Below are 13,123 nucleotides of genomic sequence, written 5' to 3' on the forward strand. Positions count from 1 at the left end.
GCTGAAATCCCCGGACGAAGCTTCAAATACGAGAGCGCGAACAGACCGGGTGTGAAGTCGTCCCGCGTCTCGCGCGCGTCGCTCCTGACGGTCGCTGGCCTCCTCGGGATCGGCATCGTAGCGCTTACGAGCGTCTCGCTCCCCGGCCAGTCGCTCTTTCGCGAGGTGACGCTGCTCGACCTCCTCTCCGGCGCGACGCCGATCGATCTTCCGTCGCTGGCCTACGGCGGCGGCCTCTTTTTCATCGGCTTCGCGGCCACCGTCATCGGACTGGTGCTCCTCGTCGCGCGCGTCTACTGATCGACACGCCCTACTGTCGCGCCGCCGTATCGCCGGCCATGCCCACCGCATCGAACGAGTCCGTGTCGCTGTACTACGAGGCCGACGGCGGCGGGGACCGGAGTGCCACGGGCGGCCGACCACGGGCCGACGGCGGCGGGACGGTCGTCTGTCTCGGCGACGTGGGGTACGGCGCCTGGCAGTGGGGCTGGCAACACGCCGGCCTGACCGGGCCGTTCGAGACGCTGGTGACCGACCTCCGGGGCGCCGGGCGCTCCGACGCTCCGCCCGGTCCTTACGCCGTCGACGACCTAGTGGCAGACGTGCAGGCGGTCCTCGACGACCACGGCGAGCGGCGAGTCCACGTCGTCGGCGCGGGCCTGGGTGGGATGGTCGCGCTCGAACTCGCACGGATATCGACACGGCCCCGGTCGCTCGCCCTCCTCGGCACCGCCCCCGTCGGCGCCGATCTGACGCTCGAACCCCTCTTCGGGGCGCCCGACGACCCCGACGCGCTCGAGTCGTCGCTCGCGGCCGCGCTCTCCCGGGACTTCCTGGACGCCAACCCCGACGCAGTCGAGCGGATCGTCGAGTGGCGGGCGGGCGAAGACGCGACCCGCGAGGCGTGGGACGCCCAGGCCGCCGCCGTCGCGGCGTTCGACATCTCGGATCGACTCTACGAGGTCGACGTGCCGGCGCTGGTGTGCCACGGCCGCGACGACGCGGTGTGGCCGGTCGAATACGGTCGCCGTCTCGCCGAGAACCTCCCCCGTGGCGAGTTCGTCGCCCTCGACGGCGGTCACCTGATCGGGATCGAACGCTCCCGCGCGGTGAACGACCGGCTCTTTGGCCACTTCGAGTCCCCGTAAGGGCTTCCCGGCTCGACGACGTGAGTCCGGGTATGCCCCTGCGGATCGCCCTCCTCGACGCCTCGCACGGCACCGCACACACGCGCCGGAACTTCCGGCGGGAGCTCGACGCCGCCCTCGCGGAGTTCGACGTGACGGACGGCGAGTTGCCCGCCGACTTCGAGTACGACGCCGTCGTCGTCACCGGGTCGCGCTCCTCGGTCTACTGGGACGAGCCGTGGATCGACGGCCTCGTCGACTGGGTCGCCCGGGCGGCCGACTGCGGCCGCCCCGTCCTCGGCGTCTGCTACGGCCATCAGGCCCTCGCCGAGGCGCTCGGTGGCCGCATCGAGGCGATGGACGACATCGAACTCGGCTACCGCGAGGTGCGCCGCGTCGACGACGGCGACCCCCTCCTCGACGGCCTCGACGACCCGTTCGTCGCCTTCGAGACGCATTCGGATCGCGTGGCCGAGTTGCCGCCGGGGGCGACGCTCCTCGCCGAAAACGAGCGTGGGGTACAGGCCTTCCGCCGCGGCGACTGCTGGGGCGTGCAGTTCCACCCCGAGTACGACCGGGGGAGCGCCGAGCGGGTGACGAAGGGCAAGGACCTCTCCGAGGGACGGATTCGGGGCGTCCTCGACGGCATCGACGCCGACAACTACGCGGCGGCCTGTCGGACCAAGCGGCTGTTCGACAACTTCACCGACTACGTCCGCAAGGTGGCCGGGACCGGCGCGTCGCCGCCGCAGTCGGCCGACCGTTTTTGAGCCCCGCCCCCGGAGTGACGGTATGAGCTACGATCTGACCATCGACGAGAAACGCGTCTACGCCGAGCGAACGGGCGCCGACGAGGTGTTGATCGCCGCCGAGGAGGGCGTGGTGGTCGCGTCGCTCTCCGACGACCGGGTGGGGGAGTTCGGCCTTGACCACCGGGCCGCCGCCCGCGACGTGGCCGCCGCGGGGAACCGGCGCGCCGTCGCCACCGACGAGGACGTACTCGTCGGCGACTACGATCCGACCGACTTCGGCCCCGCCGTCGCCGTCGGCTTCCACGACGGCGCGCTCCTCGCGGCCGGGCCGGGCGGGCGGGTCGCCCGCCTGGACGACGGGTGGACGACACTCGGCGGCGTGGAGACGCCACGCGCCATCGACGGCGGGATGGTGGCCGCCGAGAGCGGGGTTCATCGGGTCGACGGCGACGGCCTCCGGAACGTCGGCCTCGGCGGCGTCCACGACGTGGTCGGTCGGGGGCTCCCCCTCGCGGCGACCGATCGCGGGCTGTATCGGCTGGGCAACGGCTGGATGGACGAACTCGACGGGGCGTTCCGTGTGGTGGCCAGCGAGGCGCCACGCTCCTCCGGGAGTCGGGAGGCCGACAGCCGAATCCACGCCGTCGGCGAGGCTGGCGTCTTCGCCCGCGAAGCGGTCGACGACTGGCGGGCCGTCGACGTGCCGAGCGACACCCCCGTCGACGTGGGGTACACCGAGGCGGCGACGGTCGCAGTGACGGAGACGGGGACGCTACTGGCCGACGCCGGCGACGGGTGGCGGGCGCGCGAACTGGGCGTGACCGGCGTCCAGCGGCTGGCTGTGCAGGCGTAGGGATGGACGGAAACGGTTTTCGGGGCGGCCGTCGACCGACTGCACATGATCGTACCCGGGTCCGCATCACAGGCCCTCGGCGCGGCGCTCGCCGCCGAGACGGGGCACGAACTCGCCGCCGTGGACTACGAGCAGTTCCCCGACGGCGAACGCATGGCGTCGGTCGACATCGGCGACACCGACCGGGCGGTCGTCGTCGCGGCGACGACCACCGACGCGTCACACGTCGAACTCCTCCAGTTGCAGGACGCCGCCCACGAGGCGGGCGCCGACGACGTGGTGACCGTCCTGCCGTACATGGGCTACGGCCGGCAGGAGCGCGCGTTCGAGGCGGGCCAACCCGTCTCCGCGCGGGCCGTCGCCCGCGCCATCTCGACCGGCACCGACCGGGTGGTCCTCGTCAACCCCCACGAGGCGTCGGTGACGGACTTCTTCGACGTGCCCTGTTCGGTCGTCGACGCCGCGCCACAGTTGGCCGCCCCGCTCCCCACCGATCTGACCGACCCGCTCTTTCTCTCGCCCGACGCGGGCGCCATCGACCTCGCCGAGTCGGCGCGGGCCGCCTACGGCCGCGGCGCAATCGATTACTTCGAGAAGGTGCGCCACTCCGGCACCGAGGTGGAGATTACGCCGAGCGACGCCGTCGTCGAGGGACGGGACGTGGTGGTCGTCGACGACATCGTCGCCACCGGGTCGACGATGAGCGAATCCATCCGCGTCCTCCACGACCGGGATGCAAGCGGCGTGTTCGTGGCCTGTGTCCACCCGCTGTTCGCCCGAGACGCACGGACGAAGCTCGAACGCGCGGGCGTGACTGGCATCTACGCCACGGATACGGTCGAACGCGACGTGACCGCCACCTCCGTCGCGCCCGTCGTCGCCGACGTGCTGTAGGGATGGTCCCTGACCCCGACGACGCCCTCGTTCTCGCCGCGGACTGCCGACGCCGTCCCGCACTCGTCGACGCCCGCGACCGGATCGCGTGGGGAAACGGGCCGCGGCGCTGCGGTCGTGTGGGGTCCTGTAGATGTCGCCGTCTCCGGGACGCTTTTGAGATCTGACGACGAGGCCACACGTATGAGTGACGACTGCATCTTCTGTTCGATCGTCGACGGCGACATCCCCAGTTACACGGTCTACGAGGACGACGAAGTGATGGCCTTCCTCGACGCCAACCCGCTGGCCCGGGGGCACACGCTCGTCATCCCGAAAGCGCACCACGAACGCGTCAACGACCTGCCGGCCGACCGGTCGACGGCGCTGTTCGACGCGGTCCACGACCTGACCGGCCGCGTCGAGGCGGCCGCCGACGCCGCGGCGACGACCATCGCTGTCAACAACGGCACTGCGGCCGGCCAGGAAGTGCCACACGTCCACGTCCACATCGTCCCCCGGTCCGAGGCGGACGGCGGCCGGCCGATCCACGCGCTGATCGAGGACCGTCCGGACGTGGACGACGACGAACTCGACGACGTGGCCGCCGCCATCCGCGGCGACTGAGGGGGCGGCAGCTGTTTTCTAAACAATAACAGCAATGCGGCCATAATTTGATCGAAAAACGGGATCAATGCGATAAAATTCTACTAGGCCTGGTACCTGAAAGCATATATACTGGCAGTGCGTCCAGTTCAATGCACGAGGTGATCGAAGTACGAACACACCAGACGACGACCCACCGATCCCCAACACCGCGATGTCGTCACAGCCACGAACCGGTCAGTCTCTGGGTGCCAGAACATGGACATGCTACCCAGGTTATCACTGGTCTGACGGTCCCGCTCGCTCCCGGCGGGACACACCCTGTTTTCTCGACGTACTGCGACTCACGACGATCCGTCCTCGTCGTCGGTCCACGCTCGACCATAGTAGCGTTTGGAACTGTTTGCACACCTGATCGCAGGACCGCGTGCGATCAGGAGTGCTCTGACTTACAAACGCTACGATAGCGATCGGTCAAAAAACGGAGACTGCTGTTACCGCCGATCGAACGACCGACGGCGCGAACGCGCCACGTCTCGACAGCCGACCGACCCTACGCCGCGTGCGGCACGTACGCCGACCCATCGCGGGCGACGACGCCCCGCTCGATCAGTGTCCGAAGAACGGGAAACAGTGAGATTTTGCTGATCTCGAGAGCGTCGGTGAGTTCGTCGATCGTCGCCCCGTCCGAGGCGGCGAGGAACACGTAGACCAGTTTCGACTCGGCGGCGGTCAGTCCCTCGGGAACGTCGATAGCGATGCGGTCGGATTCGGTCGCGTCGAACTGAGTGGCGCTCATCACGACTAGACTGTCAATCGAGAAATACATAAAGCTTTCTCCGAGTTGATACTTTCGTGAACGATCGGGAACGATCACAGATCGGGTGGTCGGCCGTCGGCAGAGAATCAGCAGTAGACGGCTTTCGTCCCGCATTTTCCGGTTTTTGGAGTTCGGACGGCCGCCGCCAGTCGGAGGAGATAGTGTGTAACGATCGTGAGAAACATACTACGATCGTGATAGTTCGTGAACCGGTGGCACACATCGGCAGCGCAAAACCGATTGGGGCCGTCCGGGGGCTACGTCGTCGCAGTCACTCCTCGCGTCGCTCGCCGTTTTGCTCCGGTTCTTGGGCGGCGAGCGCGGCCGGCGGGCGACGAGTTTGCGGGCGTCGGCCGCCGACACCGTCTCGCCGAGGAAGGTGGAGAGATAGCCCGGCAACAGCGGGAAGGCACAGGAAACGTCGCCCTACCCGCCGGGAACGCAAGAGCGAGCAGCGCCGGGGTAGCGAGACCGGGCACGGTCACGCACCGTCCACCAGCGGGTCGATCACGGCCTCGAACCCCTCGAAGGTGCGCGCTCGCACCGATGGGCCGCCCTCGACGGGCGTGCCGTCCGCCTCGAACACGAGGTTCGTTACCGGTTGGCGTCCCACCGCGCCGTCGCGGTCAGCCCGGGGTCGGTGACGACGGGCCACGTTCCGTCGTACTCCGCCCGGAACTCGCGGACGAGCGACCGGTCGATCTCGGGTGTGATCGACACCATGTGAAGCGTGTCGGGGTCGTACACAGCCCGGACCGCCGAAGTCGTCCATCTCGCGCTGGCAGGGCTTACACCACGTCGCGAAGAAGTCGCACCTCGCCGTCGGGACGCTCACCGCGCGTGAGGGGGTCGTCGGGGGTCGGGAAGGCGTCCGCGTCGCCCGTCGAACCGCCCGCACAGCCGGCGATACCGCCGCCGATCGCTGTACCGATGGCTCCGGAAAGGAGCCGACGCTGTCCGGAGGGCATGCAGCCGCGGACGTTTCCCACGACGGCATATATACGTCGGCGCCGTCCATCCGGTACTGTTTAGATTAGCGTACTTGGATTGGGGACACCTCGAAAGCCCCGACTCCCTGGAGTCGGGGGCCTCGCTGCGGTCCTCGGCCTCCGGCCTGCGGTCCTTGCGTTGGCCGCCTTCCTCCAGCAGCGAGGGAGCAAAGCTCCCTCGGGCAATCGGGCGGCTCCGCCGCCCGATGACGAGTCGCCCCTTTCAGTCCCGCCCGGCGGCGGCCGGTTGGCCAGCCGATGCGGGTGGGACTGAAAGGGGCCGGCGTCTCGGCGAACCCGGACGACGCAAGCACCGCAACGCAGTGAGGAGCGCAGCGAGTCCTGGGAGCCGAGACGCCGGGGGCTTTCGAGGTGGTCCCGGTTTCACAGGCTTATCTAAACACTACTGTCTCTCCGATCCCGAGTCGACCCGACCTTTTAATCCGACGCCGCGCAGAACTCGTGACATGACCGACGCCGGCGACGAGACGGCCGCCCTCGTGGGCGCGACGGGCGGGGCGGGCACCACACGGCTGACGATCGAACTCGGCGCCCTCCTCGCGAACGACGGTCGTAAAGTCGCCGTCTTCGACGCCGCGTTCGCGACCCAGGGACTGTCCGACTACCTCCCCGGCCGGATCAACCCCGACCTGACCGCACTGCTCACCGACGAGCGTGACGCGCCCCTCTCGGCGGGACTGGTCGACTTCCCGCTCGACGACGCCGCGGGCCGACTGGCGTGCTGCCCCGCCGCTGCACCGTTCGAACGCATCGCTCGGGCGAAGTCGCCGGCGGCCGCACAGGCTCTCGAATCCCGCATCGCCGCCGCGGCCGACGCGTTCGATCACGTCCTCGTCGACACGCCACCCGTGGCCGCCAACCAGGCCGTCGCCGCGGTGACCGCCGCCGCCCGAACCGTCGTCGTCGCCCCCGCGACGACCCGCGGCCGCGACGGCGTTCAACGAGCGATCGGCCGTCTCGACGACCTCGAGGTCGGCGTCGACGCCGTCGTCGCGACGCGGGGCGACCTGTCCGTCGCCGACGCGGCGGTGCCGGAAACCGAGGGCGAGGTGACGGCCGCACCGACCTGTCTCTCCGAGCGGTCGACCGCCGCCGCCGTCGCCGACGTGGCGAGCGTCGCCCTCGGCGTCGACCCTTCGACCGGCGACGGACAGGGCCTGCTCGACTCCGTGGGCGAGTTCGTCTCGCGGTAGCGCCACACGTGCTCCGTGTGAGTCGCTACCGTCTCTCTGAAAAACGGTTATTGTCGTTCGACTGATGTGTGTGGACACGATGACCCTCCGTACGATCGACTGAGTGCGAGCCCAGTCGCGAGGCCCTCCTCCGGCGGGGCTCCCCGACTCGAGGCGTCCGATCGCCAACCAACGCCCTCTCCCCGCCACCGATGTTCGATCACACACAGTCCGAGACGTATCGCCCCCACCCGCACACGTACAGCGTGACCGGCAGCGCCCTCCTTGCCGCCGCCGTCCCCGCCGTGTGCTGGGCGATCAACTACCCGCTGACGACGGCGCTGTTCGTCGGCGCCAGCGCCGGCGTCCGCACGCTCCGATCACGGGGCGTCGACGCCGACGCCACGGACCCGCGTGCCGTCGAGGCGGCCGAGAGTCGGTGAGCCACGCGTGCCGTCGCCGCGACGGCTGATATCGATCACTCCTCGACGCCCAGTTCGTCTCGCGCGTCGGCGAGCACCTCGCGTGCGTGTCCGTCCGGGTCGGCCAGGGCCGGGTCGTACGTGGCGAGGACTTCGCCGTCGCCGACCAGAAACGTCACGCGGTCGGTGTGGCCCCCGTCGGTCGGGACGCCGAACGCCGACGCGACGGTGCCGTCCGGGTCGGCGAGCAGGTCGAACTGGACCCCCTCCTCCTCGGCGAAGTCGGCGTGGGTGTCGACATCGTCCATCGAGACGCCGTACACTGCGACGCCGAGCCCGCGGAATTCGGGGAGTGCGGCCTGGAAATCGGCCGCCTCGATGGTGCAGCCACCGGTGAAATCCTTCGGATAGAAGTACACCACCGTCAGTTCCGTGAAGTCGGGCGTGACCGACTCGCCGTCCTGGTTCCGTGCCGTCACGTCGGGTGCCGGATCGCCGGATTCGAGCATCGGCCGTCGTTCGGGCGGCGGCGAGTTAACGGGTTCGGCGTGCGGCCGGGTTCGCGCGCCAAACCTGCGTTCCGCTCCGTCGTCTGAACTATGTGGCCGTCGACGTGGTCTCACGGCGCATGGCGGAAGCCGCCCCGGGCGCCGTGTTCTACGACCTCACCGAGAAGGGGCGTGACCTCGCCGGCGTGCTCGACGAGTTCGGGGCGTGGGCACGACGCTGAAGCGAAGAAGCCCCGCCGAGGCCGAGCGTCGTCGCGAGCCGCTCCCGGCAGTCCGGGCGCTCCAGAATCTGGCTCATCGGGTGGACGGCGACGCCCGCCGCACTGGCCCGGAGGGCGATGCGCTCGAACGCCCGCCCCGTCTCGACGCGGGCGATCGGGTCGTCGGTGTCCGTCGCCAACACCGCGACGACGGGCGCGCTCTCGATCAGCCGCGAGCTCTTCGCGGCCTCCCGGTCCCCGAGATCAAGGTGGGTGACGACGGCCTGGCCGACGCGGGCCAGGAGCCACGATTGACCGAGCGCGCCCAACCCGATCCAGCGCCCCAGCTCCGCCCGATACGCCTGGTCGGCCATCTGCAGCCGATCGGCCTCGGCCTGCAACTCGCCGACGGCGCGTTTCGCGTCGCCGTCGACGAACCGGACCGTCACGGCGTCGGCGTTGACGGCCGCGGCGAGTCGGTCCCGCATCGTCGTCCCTAACGGCGCCCCGTCGAACGGGTCGTGGCTCGTCCGCCGCGTCGTGAGCGCGTCGAAACGCGCCGACCGCTCGGCCGGAGGGTCGCCGTCGCCCCCAAGCGTCACCGTCGCCACGCGGTCCGTGTCGTCTCCGTGGTACGTCACCGCCGCGTCGACGCCGAACCCCTCGGCGGCGACGAGGATGTTCTCGACGGCACAGCCGAGGCTCACGAACAGTTCACGCCGGTCCGGGTCCGCGGCCCGAAGCCAGCGCGACTCGTCGGCCGCGACATCGATCCGCTCCCCCTCGATGCGGAATCGCCACGGCTGGGCGTTGTGGCTGGAGGGCGCCAGAATCGCGTAGCGCAGGCAGAACCGCGCCCGCTCCTCGATCGGCGCCTCCGCGGGGTAGTCGTCGGCGTCGATCGCCCAGACTGATCGGGTGAGGTCCTTGGCGGACATGTGTACGACTAGTCACGAACCGGCATAGTTTCACGGGGTGGGGGCCAGGGGTCGAGAACGCCGCTACCGCAGGTCGCCGACCGAACTCATCGTCTCCGCCAGTGCGTCGCGCTTTTGCACCGTCGCGTTCGCGTCGGGTTCGCGAACGCCCGCCACGGCGTCGGCGAGTTCCGGCACCGGGTCGTGCGTCTCGACGTACGTCGCCAGCGCGACGTCGGCCTCGTCGGCGCCGACGAGTTCGACCGCCTCGGCCCGGGAGAGGTCCCCATCGAGCCAGTGGCGGGAGGGAATACTCTCACCGGAAGACTGCCCCGAACTGCACGTGGAGTATTGCACACAGAGTCGTATTCCGTCTTGTCTGTAGCGGGAGTCATGTACTGAATAGAGAGGGGTGTAGTCAGTATATGCTGGCATCGATAAACGTAATAGATCTATTAAATATCGAAGACAGCGAGGACTGGCGCGTGGTCACTGTGGGTCGCTCCGGTTTCTGAATACCAGCAGTTGATTGGCGAGAGGGCCTCCGATGCGAAGAGGTGATCGATTCGTCGACCATCATGACTCACCGAGAGCGAGTCGACATCACCGTACCCATGTTGGGCCCGGAAGACATCGATCATCCCGAAGTGTCCTAAGCCTTTGAGAATTTTGAGTTCTGCTGTGACTCCGCGCTGCTGGAGATCATCGTCACGTTGGTAGCCGTACGTGATGGCTTGGCCGTCAGCAAGTTCTCGCTGTGGGCTGTTCAGGTCTCCAGCAATGATACGGGGTTTCTCTTCAGCCTCTTCGACGTACTCGTAGGCGAGTTCAAGGATCGTGAGTTTTTCCTCCGGGTAGCTGTTGCCAGGCACCGCCCTGATGTTCCAGACCTCGATAGTTGTATTCCTGTAGTCGATACTAGCAATGAGGAATTTTTCGGGATATGCTGTTGAGCGGTCCGACTCAGTCCGTGTCGTGTGCTCATTCAATTCAAGACCAGTAGTAGTTTTTATGCATTCTAATTCGCTCGTCGTAGCAGTGATGTGGCCGTTGCTGTTGCCTTGTTCTACCGCGATATCGAGGGTATCTCGTACAGTCGTATACCCAAGGCGGTCGGTCAACAATTCCTGCCAGAGATCACGTCGATTTGGGTTGACCTCCTGTAGTAAGAGGAGGTCCGGCTGAGTCGCAAGTGAGTCTAACCATCCTATCTGATCGGCAATCTGATCTGGTGAGCCTTGGGGCGGGAACGTTCCATCAACGTTCCATGAAAGAACTCTCATCGGTGCTGGACACCCGTGTCTGGTTACTAAATTGTAATGAGAACTGAATTTTTCCATTGGACCGTTCGAACAGATCGATATCGGCGTGTCATCAGTACTGTATTCAGCACACCCCCTACCGCGCACCGGACACCGTCAGCAGCCCAAAGTCGTAAATCTCGGCTCGGTATCGCTCCACGATATCCTCGTAGTACGTGTGGACGTAGCTATCGATGGTCTCGCGGCTCACCTCGACACCTTCGATCCGATCCCCACGCATGTACTTCACTAACTCACGATTCCAATCCTGGCTCACTAACCAGTGCGTCGTGAACCGATGCCGCCCGAAGTGACTCGTCACCGCCCGATGGGTCTCCGTCTCCGGATAGTCATCTTGGAAGTGCTCGGCCCAGATGCGGCGCACGTCTTCGGTGTCCAACGGGTTGTGTGTCGAGGTGGTGTAGAACACCTCGTTGGCACCCGTATCTGGACGTGTCATCAGCAACGCCACGAACGTTGCCCGCAGTTCGTCGTCCAACGGCAACACCCGTGGCCGTCCCGATTTGTTCCCCGAGCGCTCGTATCGTGACGGGATGCAGACGGCGTTGTCGCGGCCGGTGACGAGTGGATGCGATCCTAACGATGGGTACGCGGCCGCGAGGTCGGGGTGGTCGATCGTCACATCCGACAGCCGAAGATTACAGACCTCGCCGGCCCGGACCCCGAGTTTGAGTTGGATCAGGACGACCGCCCGATCGCGAATGTGCGTCAGTGCGCGAAGATACGTCGTCAGTTCGTCGATCGAGAGTCGCGGTGGATCCTTCTGTGGTGGCCGTGTGAGATCGAGTTTCGACAGGACGAGTTCGAACGGATCGTACGTCTGTGGATGGGGGAAGGCCGGATCGCGCTGCCAGAAGTGATAGATCGCATCAAGTCGATGGAGTTTCGTCCGCGCCGTGTCCGGCTGATTCCCCCGGTCGTCACAGCAGTGACGAACGAACTGGCGCACGTGCCGTTCGTTCGGACACGCAGGGTGTCGGCCCTGTCGGTCCATGTGCGCCACCCATTGGTCGATTACACGCCGATACGCACGCTTCGTGTCCGCCGTCAGGTCACGCGGGGCGGCCACGGCGTCGAAAAAGAGGTCGAACGGATCGACAGTGAGGTCGTCGAACGTCGGTGCATGCACCGCGAGCGGATCCGTCGTCCGGTCGAACGCATCGGCGATGGCTTCGTGCTCGTCAGTTGGGCCCGCTGTATCACGCATCGCCATCACTCCCTGTCGTCGTGTCGCAGCGCCCCACCTTCGTCTCCCAGATGCGACCTGCAGTCTCCGTCGTCGCCGCCGCCATCCACACCGGATGATACCGATGCGGATGGTCCGCGTGGAACTGCAACCACGTGTAGAACTCCTCGAGGCGCACCCAGTACTGCGTGTACACCGTTCGAGTCGTCCGGGAGGCAGCCAGGTTGGTACACCACGTCTCCACGTCATCCGGACGGGCCAGTGCGTGATGGCGCTCTCGCTCACGCATGTGCGCCTTCCACGAGCGAGCCGTCTTCGTGAACGTCTGTTCGTACCCCGTCGAATCGAAGGCGTTCGACCGGCTCTCCCGGAAGTCGGTCCAGACGTCCCAGCCGTCGTAGCGCTCTGCGTAGGTACTGAGGCGGTGTCGGGGAGGAACGTCACTGAGTCGTGTGTAGATGCCCATGCGTCGGTCTGGATCGCGCGCTTTCTGTCGTGTCATTGGTCGATCGGCGCTGCCCGCCTGCGGGCAGCCGGCACCCGTTGCCGGCTGCCCATAACCAGACCGTACACTGGCCGGGTGTCTCCGTCACACCGCGATGGCAGTCACAGGTGTGTGACTGCGGGCACGGTGCGTAACGCGCTAGCCGGTGACGAGAGCTGTTCTCGGGCGGTTTGGCGGGGTTCATAATCGGGGTGTGGCTCCGGTAGTCGGCGGGCGGACGCGACATGTACCTGGTTGCTGTCGGCATCGAGTGGGCTCGTCGCGGTGTCGCTGTCGCCTTGCTCGACGATCGTGCCGGGGGGTATCTGGTACGGCGGCTGCGGCAAACTGATGCACCGACGATCTCTCGGGTCATTGCGGCTGTTCTGCGTAGACTGCGATCGACGGCAGCAGTCGCGGCGCCGGTCTGCGCGGCGACGACGGCGCGTCAGCTGGCCGCGAATGGCGCCGTCCGGACGCCGGCCACGGCGTTCGTGACGCCGTTTCATAATCGCTCGAATCGACCGACGGCAACCGTGTATGAAAATTGCGCGGGGCCACGGCCGGACGCTTACGCCGAGTCGCGAGCACCAACCCACGCGCCGCAGCACCGAGCGTTTCCCGTCACCACCGCGTTGCGCGCCGCGTCGCCTACGTCTGTCTCCACGGCAGGTGGTCGGCGTCCGCACGCGCCCCCGTCATACTCACCACGATGGCTCGTGACACAGCCGCCTTGCGGGCAAACACATCGATTATGAAACACAGCACAGGAGTCTAGACGAGCCGAGGCAGTCGCTCATCACGCTAGCTCCCGCACAACCGATTCAGGAACACCCCGCGGTCACAGACAGTCGACGCCCAGTCCGTCAC

At 67.1% G+C, this 13,123-nt stretch carries 18 protein-coding genes and 1 pseudogene; 9 read left to right on the forward strand and 10 right to left on the reverse strand.

Going from position 1 to position 13,123, the window contains the following annotated elements:
- Positions 1–51: 51 nt before the first annotated feature.
- The 6 genes from HALNA_RS17545 to HALNA_RS17570 all read left to right on the forward strand — a co-directional run bounded on the left by HALNA_RS17545 (position 52) and on the right by HALNA_RS17570 (position 4,232).
- Positions 52–300 carry a hypothetical protein gene (locus HALNA_RS17545; protein ID WP_049937638.1) on the forward strand — a complete coding sequence of 83 codons (249 nt, stop codon included), beginning with the start codon at positions 52–54 and terminating at the stop codon, positions 298–300.
- Positions 301–338: 38 nt separating this feature from the next.
- A complete protein-coding gene (locus HALNA_RS17550) occupies positions 339–1,148 on the forward strand; it encodes an alpha/beta fold hydrolase (protein ID WP_049937639.1) in 810 nt (269 codons plus the stop codon).
- 32 nt (positions 1,149–1,180) lie between these two features.
- On the forward strand, positions 1,181–1,897 hold the full coding sequence (locus tag HALNA_RS17555; protein WP_049937640.1) for a type 1 glutamine amidotransferase: 717 nt from the start codon (positions 1,181–1,183) through the stop codon (positions 1,895–1,897).
- 22 nt (positions 1,898–1,919) lie between these two features.
- Positions 1,920–2,732, forward strand: coding sequence for an HVO_0234 family beta-propeller protein (locus HALNA_RS17560; RefSeq protein ID WP_049937641.1), 813 nt, complete (start codon positions 1,920–1,922; stop codon positions 2,730–2,732).
- 45 nt (positions 2,733–2,777) lie between these two features.
- On the forward strand, positions 2,778–3,626 hold the full coding sequence (gene prs / locus HALNA_RS17565; protein WP_049937642.1) for a ribose-phosphate diphosphokinase: 849 nt from the start codon (positions 2,778–2,780) through the stop codon (positions 3,624–3,626).
- 183 nt (positions 3,627–3,809) lie between these two features.
- Positions 3,810–4,232: an HIT family protein gene (locus HALNA_RS17570; RefSeq protein WP_049937643.1), complete on the forward strand. Its 423-nt coding sequence runs from the start codon at positions 3,810–3,812 to the stop codon at positions 4,230–4,232.
- A gap of 532 nt (positions 4,233–4,764) precedes the next feature.
- Here HALNA_RS17570 and HALNA_RS17575 read toward each other — a convergent pair.
- The 4 genes from HALNA_RS17575 to HALNA_RS17580 all read right to left on the reverse strand — a co-directional run bounded on the left by HALNA_RS17575 (position 4,765) and on the right by HALNA_RS17580 (position 5,999).
- Positions 4,765–5,010: a helix-turn-helix domain-containing protein gene (locus HALNA_RS17575; protein WP_049937644.1), complete on the reverse strand. Its 246-nt coding sequence runs from the start codon at positions 5,008–5,010 to the stop codon at positions 4,765–4,767.
- A 502-nt stretch (positions 5,011–5,512) separates the two neighbouring features.
- Positions 5,513–5,644, reverse strand: coding sequence for a hypothetical protein (locus HALNA_RS21420; protein WP_281172124.1), 132 nt, complete (start codon positions 5,642–5,644; stop codon positions 5,513–5,515).
- Entirely contained in the window at positions 5,626–5,778 is a 153-nt protein-coding gene (locus HALNA_RS20340) for a thioredoxin domain-containing protein (protein ID WP_157573609.1), read from the reverse strand. Before HALNA_RS20340 ends, HALNA_RS21420 begins: the two co-directional genes overlap by 19 nt.
- A 41-nt stretch (positions 5,779–5,819) precedes the next feature.
- Positions 5,820–5,999 carry a hypothetical protein gene (locus HALNA_RS17580; RefSeq protein WP_049937645.1) on the reverse strand — a complete coding sequence of 60 codons (180 nt, stop codon included), beginning with the start codon at positions 5,997–5,999 and terminating at the stop codon, positions 5,820–5,822.
- Between the two features lie 488 nt (positions 6,000–6,487).
- Between HALNA_RS17580 and HALNA_RS17585 the strand changes: the two genes are divergently transcribed.
- Positions 6,488–7,234, forward strand: coding sequence for a cell division inhibitor (locus HALNA_RS17585; protein ID WP_049937646.1), 747 nt, complete (start codon positions 6,488–6,490; stop codon positions 7,232–7,234).
- Positions 7,235–7,425: 191 nt separating this feature from the next.
- Positions 7,426–7,656, forward strand: coding sequence for a hypothetical protein (locus tag HALNA_RS17590; protein ID WP_049937647.1), 231 nt, complete (start codon positions 7,426–7,428; stop codon positions 7,654–7,656).
- Between the two features lie 35 nt (positions 7,657–7,691).
- Here HALNA_RS17590 and HALNA_RS17595 read toward each other — a convergent pair whose 3' ends face one another.
- On the reverse strand, positions 7,692–8,144 hold the full coding sequence (locus tag HALNA_RS17595) for a peroxiredoxin (RefSeq protein WP_049937648.1): 453 nt from the start codon (positions 8,142–8,144) through the stop codon (positions 7,692–7,694).
- Between the two features lie 119 nt (positions 8,145–8,263).
- On the opposite strand from HALNA_RS17595, the gene HALNA_RS21720 reads away from it, so the two are divergent.
- The gene (locus tag HALNA_RS21720; protein WP_084510102.1) at positions 8,264–8,365 is read left to right on the forward strand and encodes a winged helix-turn-helix transcriptional regulator; all 102 of its coding nucleotides are present in this window, start codon (positions 8,264–8,266) and stop codon (positions 8,363–8,365) included.
- 23 nt (positions 8,366–8,388) lie between these two features.
- On the opposite strand, the pseudogene HALNA_RS21265 reads toward HALNA_RS21720, so the two are convergent.
- The 5 genes and pseudogenes from HALNA_RS21265 to HALNA_RS17620 all read right to left on the reverse strand — a co-directional run.
- Positions 8,389–9,282, reverse strand: a pseudogene (locus tag HALNA_RS21265) (Acg family FMN-binding oxidoreductase); the annotation flags it as partial.
- A gap of 63 nt (positions 9,283–9,345) precedes the next feature.
- Complete coding sequence (locus tag HALNA_RS17605) at positions 9,346–9,618, reverse strand: DUF7858 family protein (protein WP_049937652.1); 273 nt, start codon at positions 9,616–9,618, stop codon at positions 9,346–9,348.
- Between the two features lie 98 nt (positions 9,619–9,716).
- Positions 9,717–10,544, reverse strand: coding sequence for an endonuclease/exonuclease/phosphatase family protein (locus HALNA_RS19530; RefSeq protein WP_169719060.1), 828 nt, complete (start codon positions 10,542–10,544; stop codon positions 9,717–9,719).
- A gap of 115 nt (positions 10,545–10,659) precedes the next feature.
- On the reverse strand, positions 10,660–11,790 hold the full coding sequence (locus HALNA_RS17615) for a tyrosine-type recombinase/integrase (RefSeq protein WP_084510175.1): 1,131 nt from the start codon (positions 11,788–11,790) through the stop codon (positions 10,660–10,662).
- Entirely contained in the window at positions 11,783–12,271 is a 489-nt protein-coding gene (locus tag HALNA_RS17620) for a hypothetical protein (RefSeq protein ID WP_157573611.1), read from the reverse strand. Before HALNA_RS17620 ends, HALNA_RS17615 begins: the two co-directional genes overlap by 8 nt.
- Between the last annotated feature and the right edge of the window lie 852 nt (positions 12,272–13,123).

Source organism: Haloplanus natans DSM 17983 (assembly GCF_000427685.1).
GTDB lineage: Archaea > Halobacteriota > Halobacteria > Halobacteriales > Haloferacaceae > Haloplanus > Haloplanus natans.